Source organism: Spirosoma pomorum, assembly GCF_054776615.1.
The window spans coordinates 127,694-136,515 of record NZ_BAAHBP010000041.1 but is presented as its reverse complement, the minus strand read 5'-3'; the positions used below and the strand labels follow the sequence as shown (position 1 = coordinate 136,515).

The following is an 8,822-nucleotide window of genomic DNA, read 5'->3' as shown; positions in this document are numbered from 1 at the left end:
CTGGTCAACTACAGCCAGCTCATCTGCGCCATGCCCACCGACACCACCCGACCCTGCCCACCCCGGCTGGAGCTGGACAGCCTCAACTGCGCCAGTCTGACCAACGAAAGTTTCTGCGACCAGACCAGCTTCACCAACCGGCTGCGGTGGCAGCCCACCAGCGGGCCCACCTGCGACCCCAACATTGCCAGCTACCGCATCTACTACGCCCGCTACGAGCAGGACTCGCTGCGGGCGCTGACCAGCGTACCGGCCCCCACCACCAGTTTCGACCACGGGGGGCTGACCACGGTGGCGGGCTGCTACTACGTAACGGCGGTGAGCCAGCGGGGTCTGGAGAGTCAACCTTCGAACCGGGTTTGCAACGATGCGTGTCCGCAGCTGGTGCTGCCCAACGTGTTCACCCCCAACGGGGACGGCAAGAACGACGTGTTCGTGCCGATGCGTTGTCCTCGTTTTGTGGAGCAGGTGACGTTGACGGTCTACAACCGGTGGGGGAGCAAGGTGTACGAGAGCACGGGACCGACGCTGTCGTGGAACGGCAAGACGGTGGAGGGGGTTGATCTGCCGAGCGGGCAGTACTACTACCAGGCTAGTGTTCGCTACGCGGTGTTGGACCGGTCGGCGCCGGCTCAGGTGATCAAGGGCTGGGTGCAGATCATCCGGGATGCGATGAGTATGCGCTAGAGAGGGAACAAGCAGAAAGGAGGAAAGGGAGGAGAGGGAACGGTTCGCCGTAGCGGAAAGGAAGTGCCGAAGTCGACCCACTTTTCTGACATTAGGGTAGAATTGTGATCAGCAGCACCGCATCTAGCCAAGAACAGAAGCGGTGCGGGCTGGTTTGAGAGCGGAGAAGAGATTAACGGATTGGTATTCTTCGTGTAGCCTAAATATTGGGTTAATAGTTAACTATTTGAATGTTAGCTAGTGGGGCGATCTGCTACGGCAAGTGCCCGTTTAGTCTGGGGGTGAAAGGACCGCCACGAATGCCAGAACTCTTGGTAGGCTTGCGGAATAAAGGCAAGTTGATGCCCCTTTAGCGTACCGGCTACGCAGGTGCCCCGCCAGGTCCAGACCGAACCGGTCTGCTGATCGACTAACTGTCGGTTAGCGCAACTGAACGTAAGCGTTTTCCCGTCAACCCGCCGACTCCAGGCCCTGAAAGAAACATCATTGGGAGCTATTGTTAGCAGGACAGGTTCTGTACCTACGGTCCCAACCAGGGCGCGTCTGGTTTGCAGCTGATTCCAGTCGAATGCGGTAGCAGCATCACCCCATTGGAGGCCAACGACCCATGATTTAGGATGCCAGGAGGCTGAATCGCGCCGGGTTAGTTTCCCCGTTGAAAGGCCTTTTTCGTAGTTTTTCATGCGATCGAATTATTCTCGGAAAGCCGAATCAGCTTGTAAAACGCGGGTATTCGGGTGTTCAAGCACCCATTCGCCAAGTGTCATCTGCCGAGCTCCTAGTTCGGGAAGCTGCTGCCCGCGCAGGGGACCCACAACAGCTTCGCCCGTAGCCTGCCGCCACCAGGTACCGGTGCGTTGATCTTCGAACATCGCGTTGAAATGGTCCATACCGACTAGGCGAAAATTATCGGTTTCCCCACCCGGCTCAGGGCTAAACACGCGGCCAGTTCGGCATACCGTGCAGTAAGTAACCATGATGGATTGACCGCCCACAGTATCGCGCACCTGGTGGTGATACCCAATCAACTGAATAGGATAGGCCGTGGCCTGCCCACCTGACGCAACGCCCAGCACAAGTTTAGTCAGCGGAATTTTGTTCTGATTTAATGCCACTACCCGTTTATGGATTGGTTGTTGGAACATCCGGTCGGCCATCATTTCTTCGTTGACAACGTAAAACACAACGCCATACAAAACGGCTCCACCCGCTACAACCCAACGTTCCCAGGACCGGGCCGGTTTACTAAGTAGTCGGTAAGCCAGAAAAAGCAATACCAGGCCGCCAGCAATCCTAAACCAAGGCGTATACTGGTGCAACCAGTACGCCGTTTCCAGTCGGCTCAGGCTGGCCGCGTCGTCAAGCTGACTGCCAGGAAAGGGCATAATAAAATAGACGCGTGCTGCTTCGAGCAAGCTCAACAACAGGACACCGATCAGGAACCAATAGCGTGTTTTCATCCAGAGGTAATTTGAGAGTTGTCGTTCTTGGGAATAGTCCGGCAGAACTGATATTGTCTTTGAGGATAGATAGGAGTAACCGGCTCGCGTTCGTTTTAGTAGACATGCTACTAGTTGACCAATATATGTTACGCCATACATGACCAGCGACCGGCTTAGTAAGTGAGCATGTGCCGGACCATCGACGTAGCGATTGATCGGCAGAACAGCCTACAGTGTCAGTTGGGATAGCAATGAATAAGCCCTATCTCAGTGGCGATTCTGGTACACTCTGACGTGGGCGTTTTCAGAATTACATACAAGTTAGATCATTGGTTTATGCCCGGCAAGCGCTAATAATAATACATAACCAGGCTAAGGTTTGTCGATTTTCAGCGATGACGGGTGGGCGGGATACCTGTGATCAGGCAATTCGATTGGGAGGGGGCAAGTGAATGGGGGCAGAACGCGTGGCGAAGATAACGGGTGCCTCTGGAATGCGAATAGATTCGCGCCAAAGCCGTTGATCGAACGCAAACACATTTCGATTAGTAGGAGAATACTCCTTAAGCAGGAACTTGAGCAACTGGTTTGCCTTGTGACCGTTGTCTGACTTAGTCAGGTGATCATTGAGAAAAGCCAGCAGATCGTCGGACCAGAATCGGTGACTGTGGCTTTCCAGACTGGCAATGTGCAGCGTATCATTGATAATCTCCAGACTAACGACGTTGTAATAATGACTTTGGTGGCGAAACCCGTCTTCGGTAGTACGAGTCATAACGTTACCATCGGCGGAATCATCGAGCGGAATCTGAAACTCCACGATGCTGTCAACCGACCGGTAGACCTGTAAGCGATCCGAGAGGTCGCCTTCAGCCTGCCACCACCCGATACTCCATAACAAGGCACTGGCCAGAGTATGGCAGAGAAGCAGGGCAAATAAGCCAACGATGACCAGCCGGTTTAGCATATACTGATACGTGTCTCAGCAAAGATACGTGTCAGCGCAATTATTTCTTATTAAAGTGCTAATAGGGGCTGCTGAAACAGAAACGTGTCTGGTTGAAGTTTCATGGTTTATTTGCCGTAAATTAATCGCTTCGCGTCTTCCAGATTGGTCGCCAATACCTTTCGATTCTGATCGATAAGAAGCAAGTATGGTATGGACGTAACGGAGAATTTTTTCACTACGTCACCATCAAATTCCTGGAAGTCGGACAGGTGAATCCAATCCAATTTGTCCTTGTGAATGGCTCTAATCCAGGCTGCTTTTGTTTTGTCCAGGGAAACACCGACGAGCTGAAGTTTATTCGTGTCGGCAGTTCGTTTCAACGCAACCAATTCTGGATTATGCTCTCGGCAAGGTACGCACCAGGAGGCCCAGAAATGGATCAATGTATACGGTTTAGAAAAGGTTGATAAACGACGAATTTTGTTTGCGGTGTCAGGTAAGGCAAAGTCGGGGACCGTTTTTCCCAGCGCATTTGTCTCGGCTCGCTGAATACGCTGAACAAGATACTGGGCCTCAACGCTCTGCTTCGCTTCAGAGTTGATAGACGCCAGTAGTTCTTTAGCCGTACTGGCTCCCAATATCTCCAAGTAAGTACTGATCAGGTTTACAGCGTAAAATGAATTGGTGTGATTGCCAACATACGCCCGGATTGAGTCATTGATTTGCTGATATTTCTTCTGCTGGTACAGCGGGAGAAGGGTTATGGAATGGTGAAAACGATCAATTGCATCCTGAGAGCCACTGATTTGCTGCATCCGTAATTCTGGCTGCCCCTGCTGCGATCTACCAACTGCGAAGTCTACCTGAATCGTATTGTTACTCAACCAGACAACCTGTTGAAGCAATTTGCTGACGGAGACGAAAGCAAAACAAGGATAGTCTACATGACCCGTAAACGTGAATTGCCCGTCTTTGATGGTAACGGAGTCTCTTCTGCCAGAGACTGAATTAAGTAATGTTGACTGCCGCAAGGTATCCCCGTTCTCAAGGCGACATACTAACGTGAAATTCTTGGTTGCTTTTTGTCCGTCGGCCAGGTGAGCAGCAAGCAGGAACAGGACCAGAATGTATTTCGATGTGCAGTTCAGAAATGGCATGGTAAAATACTGGTAGAGACAAGGTAACTATGTGAGACGAAGGGGACTGCTTTTCAAACTGGGCTAGCTGACAGCCAAACCTTATCGCTCCGCCACCGACACAGTCACCACGGCCGGATAAGCAGGCCCCATAGTCGTGCAGACAACCTGTTCGCTGGTAGTGGGTTGGCGAATCGTCGTCGTTATGGCTTGCCCCGCTTTCTGATAGGCTTTCGGCAGACTGATTGCGTAGTAAAACCCATTCGCAGAGGGTGAACCGGCGATCTGCGTTACGTCGTTGGTTCGGTTGCCGAAATTGAGCAGGGGTAAATTACAGTCGCCCCCAATGCTCTGCACGGTGGCATCGAACGTTGGTTGAACCGAGGAGACCGTGTCGCGCCGGCAGGCAACCAGCGTCGTCAACAGGATAGGGAAGAGTAGTTGTTTCATGAGAAGTCGGGTGGAGAGCGATTCAGTTTACGCTGAAGGTATGGTAATCTAGCCTGACTACGTGGTAAAGTCAAACATCAACGGGGATTTACCGGTTAAAATGGGCATAGACTTTATGTGTATGAAAACGATTTATTCAGTAACCACTGCACTATTACTACTTCTGGCGCTGGAATCTTGCACGCCAAAGATGAGTTTTCTGGATTCGTCAATCGTTCCATCGGCGACGGGTGAGGTCAACGTAAAGAAGGATCGTAATAATAACTACGCCATTCGAATCCGGATCGCGAACCTGGCCGAGCCGCAAAAGCTGGACCCGCCGAAAAGTACGTACATCGTCTGGATGGAAAGCGGCCGAGAACCGGCGAAGAAGATAGGCCAGATTACGACGTCGACGGGGCTGTTCTCAAAAGCGCTGAAAGCTGAGCTGAATGCGACGGAAACCGAGAAACCAGACCGGATTTACATCACGGCTGAAAATGATGCCAGTGTCCAGTATCCCGATGGGCCAACGGTCCTGACCACGAAAAAATAGCCTGACTAGTGGCAAATACAAAAGGGAGGTTCTGCTCAAGCAGAACCTCCCTTTTATGCGTACAGCCGGAACGCTGGTCCGTTAGCCGTTCTGTTTGTTGAACTCGCCAGCGGCTTTGATCTCGATTTCGTCACCAACGACGGCCGTGTTCGATGAACCCACGCCAAAGTCACTGCGTTTTAGCGTGCCGCTCAGCTTCAGACCGGCTTTATCCTGCTTGCCACGTGGGCTATCCATCGTAACGGGGCCGGTCAGCACGGCATCCAGCGTAACAGGCTTGGTGACGCCGTGCATTGTCAGGTTGCCCATCAGTTTATACTTTTTACCCTCTACCTTCTGGAACGACGTGCTTTTGAAGGTCAGCGTTGGGTACTTGGCCGTGTCGAACCAGTCGGCGGTTTTTAAGTGACCGTCGCGCCGTTCGTTGTCCGTGTCAACGCTGTTCACGTCGGCAGTCAGTTCAACAACAGCATCCGACAGGTCAGGTTTCGACGAGGTGATTTTGGCGTCGAAGGTTTTAAAGTTGCCGTCAACTTCGGTCAGCATCATGTGGGTGACACCAAAGCCAACTTTTGCGTGCGCCTTGTCGACGGTCCAGGTTGTCTGGGCATTGGCTGTCGTGACGGCTAGTAAGGTCGCGACAGAGAAGAGGAATGATTTCATGTGTATGATTGGAATTGGATTGGGTAAAAATAATGAAATAGAGATAACTAAATACATCAGAGCATCATTGGCCTGCACTTATTATGGTAGCCGCACCAGAAAGGTAAACAACTACACACAGATACGTACAGGCTGACTTGTCAATTACCGGGGACGGTTGCCAGCTGGGGCGCTTTGCTGCTGCTGACCACCGCCATCGCCACCTTCACCGCCTTTTACGTCGTCGTTGTTGACCGAGCGGGCTTTCCGGCGGGGTTCTTCGAAGCTCATTTTGCCAATGCGGTAGTTGAAGGTAATTTTCAGGTTCTGATTGTACAGGCGGTTGACGTTGACCTGCGACAATAAGGGCGAATCCAGATTGGTCCGCATCACCACACCGTTACCCAGGAAGTTTTCGGCGGCTATACCGATGCTGCCCCGTTTGTTGGCCAGATCTTTCCGAACGCCCAGTGAGTACATATAGAACCCGCCCATGGTGCCCTGAAGCTGTGGCTGAGGACCGCGAATAAAGCTGAACAGCTGCGCGCTCCAGCCTTTATTCAGCTGCAACTGGCTCATCAACCGACCGCCGAGGCTAACACCTGAATTGCTGATCGTGATCGACTTGCCATCGGCCCCCGGCGTCAGGCCCTGCATGTAGACGTAATAGCCGTCGATGCCCCCGTTGATGCTCCATTTTGGCGTCAGGTTGGTATTGAAAAATACGTTGGCGCCGTAGGTGCGTTGTACTCCGATATTCTGATACGTTGTGATCAGGGCACCCGCCAGCGAATCGGACGGAATCCGGATCTGCGAGATGGCGTTGTCGGTCAGACGGCCGAATACAGCCGCGTTGAGGTACGTTTTTTTAATGGTCGAGCTCCAGCTCATTTCCAGGTTGTCGGTCAGTTCGGGACGTAACGTCGGGTTCCCAATCTGAATGTTCTGTGGGTTAGCCGCGTTCGGGTTCGGGTTCAGTTGTTGCAGACCCGGCCGCTGAATCCGGCGGTTGTAGGCAATCTTCATCGTAGCGCCCCCTTTCAGCCCTTTGGAGATGTTGATGCTGGGTACCAGGTTACCGTAGCTGGGAATGTTCAGCGCAATGTTCTCATTAGCAGTCGCTGTGATACTGGTGCGTTCGTAGCGCGTCCCTACCTTGAAGGTGTACTTGCTGGGTGTTACGTAGGTGTAGGATATGTAACCCGCGCCGATGTTCTGGTCGTAGTTGAGCGAGCCCGGCGGGTTACGCAGGTCGATGCCTACGCTGCCGGTGCTGCCGCCAATCAGGTACTGGTACCGGCTGTCAACCTGCCGCATAATGGCCTTGCCACCAAACTCCAGCAACTGATTTTTGCGAATGGGCGTTTGGTAATCAGTCTGGATAGTCAGTTCCTGGTTCGTGTTGTTATTGATGTTCTGCTGACGACCCGTGAGGGTGCCGTCCTGATTGAGAATGTCGGCGAAGAAGTTGTTGGTCAGGCCCGTACGGCTGTACTGCGTCGAGATGCTCCATTCCTGCTGGGGTTTGAACGTCCGGATATAATCCAGGTTCATATCGACTGAGTTAGACAGATCCCGGCGGTCAACGTCGCGGTTGGTTACGCTCTGTAGCGTGTTGCCAATATAAGAACTGGTCAGCTGATTCTGCTGCTGCACGAAATTACGTGTACCATAGCGAATGCCGGCCGAGAGCGATTGGTTCTTGCCCAGATCGTAGTCGATACCCATTGTATACTGCCCAAAGACTGGTTTGTCAAAGGCCGATGCCTGCTGTGATGTGCGTTGCTGCTGCGTACCCACCAGCGTGGTCTGATCCAGTGTCGATGACGCCCGGTTGTACATGGCCCGGCCAAAACCGCCCAGTGTAATGCCCAGCTTGCCCTGACGGTACGAACCGTTTAGCCCCAGGTTCGACGCCCGTAGACCCACTCCGGCATCAACGTTCAGCGTCAGGCCGTGGAGCGTATTTTTCTTGGTAATGATGTTGATGATACCGGCGGCACCTTCGGCATCGTACTTGGCCGACGGGCTCGTGATCACCTCCACCGACTTGATCATGTCGGCGGGGAGTTGCTTCAGCGCGTCAGCAACGTTAGAAGCTACAATCGTACTGGGTTTGTTGTTGATCAGCACCCGAATGTTGCTGCTGCCGCGTAGGCTTACGTTACCGTCCAGGTCGACCGACAGCATAGGCACCCGTTTCAGCACGTCGCTGGCGTCACCGCCCTTAGCTGTAATGTCTTTGTCGGCGTTAAAAACCAAGCGGTCTACCTTTTCTTCGATCAAGGCGGCCTGCCCCGTTACGACCACCTCGCCCAGCGTCCGCACGTCGGCGGGCAGCTTGACCGAACCCATGTTCAACTCCGTTCCTTTGGCAACGGTGAACGGCTTCGAGTCCCGATTCTTATAGCCGATAAAAGAGTACTGAAGGCGATAGTCGCCCGGTGCCAGTTTCGTCAGCGAGAAGTTTCCTTTCGCGTCGGAGGTAGTCCCGTCGATGGGTTTGTTTGTCTTGGTATTGATCAGCGCAATGGTCGCAAATTCAACCGGTTTTCCCGTCGTCGAGTCGACGAGTATTCCCGTTATTTTACCATTTCCTTTGGGTGTGTCGTCCGCTACGCCCGTGAATTCTTTCTTTTGGCGTTCGTTGTTACCGCCCATGCCCGGAGGGCCACCGGGACCACCACCCGGAGCGCCAAATTGGGCCTGGGCGAGTTGTGTCAGCCCAACGAGCAGGCTTAAGGTGAGTAAAAACGGACGTATGTGCTTTTTCATCTTTTTGCAGTGAAGATTGATGAACCAAAGCAACAGCTGGTTTCGATATTCTAAAAATGCAATAGACAGAGCCACGGAATATGTCGGCAGATTAACCGTTTTGACCGACGAAAAGTAGGGCGGGCCAGGTAGCCGAAAAATGGGTTCATTCATCGGTCAGAACGGTTCGCTTATCGATAAAAGCGGGTGAACCGGCGATTGACGGC

The 8,822-nt window shown here is 52.9% G+C and carries 8 protein-coding genes and 1 pseudogene; 2 read left to right on the top strand and 7 right to left on the bottom strand.

Annotation, left to right across the window (positions count from 1 at the left end):
• Nucleotides 1-345 (bottom strand): hypothetical protein (locus ACYVAD_RS25960; RefSeq protein ID WP_461142474.1); only part of this gene is annotated, 345 nt, incomplete at its 3' end.
• On the opposite strand from ACYVAD_RS25960, the gene ACYVAD_RS25955 reads away from it, so the two are divergent.
• On the top strand, nt 292-687 hold the full coding sequence (locus ACYVAD_RS25955) for a gliding motility-associated C-terminal domain-containing protein (protein ID WP_461142473.1): 396 nt from the start codon (nt 292-294) through the stop codon (nt 685-687). The genes ACYVAD_RS25960 and ACYVAD_RS25955 overlap by 54 nt on opposite strands.
• 233 nt (nt 688-920) lie before the next feature.
• Here ACYVAD_RS25955 and ACYVAD_RS25950 read toward each other — a convergent pair.
• From ACYVAD_RS25950 to ACYVAD_RS25935, 4 genes and pseudogenes are all read right to left on the bottom strand, one after another.
• Nucleotides 921-1,832 (bottom strand): annotated as a pseudogene (locus ACYVAD_RS25950) (DUF3179 domain-containing (seleno)protein).
• Nucleotides 1,833-2,550: 718 nt separating this feature from the next.
• Nucleotides 2,551-3,096 carry a hypothetical protein gene (locus tag ACYVAD_RS25945; protein ID WP_461142468.1) on the bottom strand — a complete coding sequence of 182 codons (546 nt, stop codon included), beginning with the start codon at nt 3,094-3,096 and terminating at the stop codon, nt 2,551-2,553.
• Between the two features lie 107 nt (nt 3,097-3,203).
• Entirely contained in the window at nt 3,204-4,235 is a 1,032-nt protein-coding gene (locus ACYVAD_RS25940) for a thioredoxin-like domain-containing protein (protein WP_461142467.1), read from the bottom strand.
• Between the two features lie 81 nt (nt 4,236-4,316).
• A complete protein-coding gene (locus tag ACYVAD_RS25935) occupies nt 4,317-4,664 on the bottom strand; it encodes a hypothetical protein (RefSeq protein WP_461142466.1) in 348 nt (115 codons plus the stop codon).
• Nucleotides 4,665-4,785: 121 nt separating this feature from the next.
• Here ACYVAD_RS25935 and ACYVAD_RS25930 point away from each other — a divergent pair, with 121 nt between their 5' ends.
• Entirely contained in the window at nt 4,786-5,199 is a 414-nt protein-coding gene (locus tag ACYVAD_RS25930; RefSeq protein WP_461142465.1) for a hypothetical protein, read from the top strand.
• A gap of 81 nt (nt 5,200-5,280) precedes the next feature.
• Here ACYVAD_RS25930 and ACYVAD_RS25925 read toward each other — a convergent pair whose 3' ends face one another.
• Nucleotides 5,281-5,862 (bottom strand): YceI family protein, encoded by a 582-nt coding sequence (locus ACYVAD_RS25925; protein WP_461142464.1) that lies wholly within the window; start codon nt 5,860-5,862, stop codon nt 5,281-5,283.
• 144 nt (nt 5,863-6,006) lie between these two features.
• Nucleotides 6,007-8,616, bottom strand: a complete 2,610-nt coding sequence (locus tag ACYVAD_RS25920) for a TonB-dependent receptor (RefSeq protein ID WP_461142472.1) — start codon at nt 8,614-8,616, stop codon at nt 6,007-6,009.
• Nucleotides 8,617-8,822: the final 206 nt, after the last annotated feature.

What these genes read in the sequence shown, in the direction of transcription:
- ACYVAD_RS25945 (WP_461142468.1), bottom strand. Translation starts at nt 3,096, where the DNA reads ATGCTAAACCGGCTGGTCATCGTTGGCTTATTTGCCCTGCTTCTCTGC.
- ACYVAD_RS25940 (WP_461142467.1), bottom strand. Translation starts at nt 4,235, where the DNA reads ATGCCATTTCTGAACTGCACATCGAAATACATTCTGGTCCTGTTCCTG.
- ACYVAD_RS25935 (WP_461142466.1), bottom strand. Translation starts at nt 4,664, where the DNA reads ATGAAACAACTACTCTTCCCTATCCTGTTGACGACGCTGGTTGCCTGC.
- ACYVAD_RS25930 (WP_461142465.1), top strand. Translation starts at nt 4,786, where the DNA reads ATGAAAACGATTTATTCAGTAACCACTGCACTATTACTACTTCTGGCG.
- ACYVAD_RS25925 (WP_461142464.1), bottom strand. Translation starts at nt 5,862, where the DNA reads ATGAAATCATTCCTCTTCTCTGTCGCGACCTTACTAGCCGTCACGACA.
- ACYVAD_RS25920 (WP_461142472.1), bottom strand. Translation starts at nt 8,616, where the DNA reads ATGAAAAAGCACATACGTCCGTTTTTACTCACCTTAAGCCTGCTCGTT.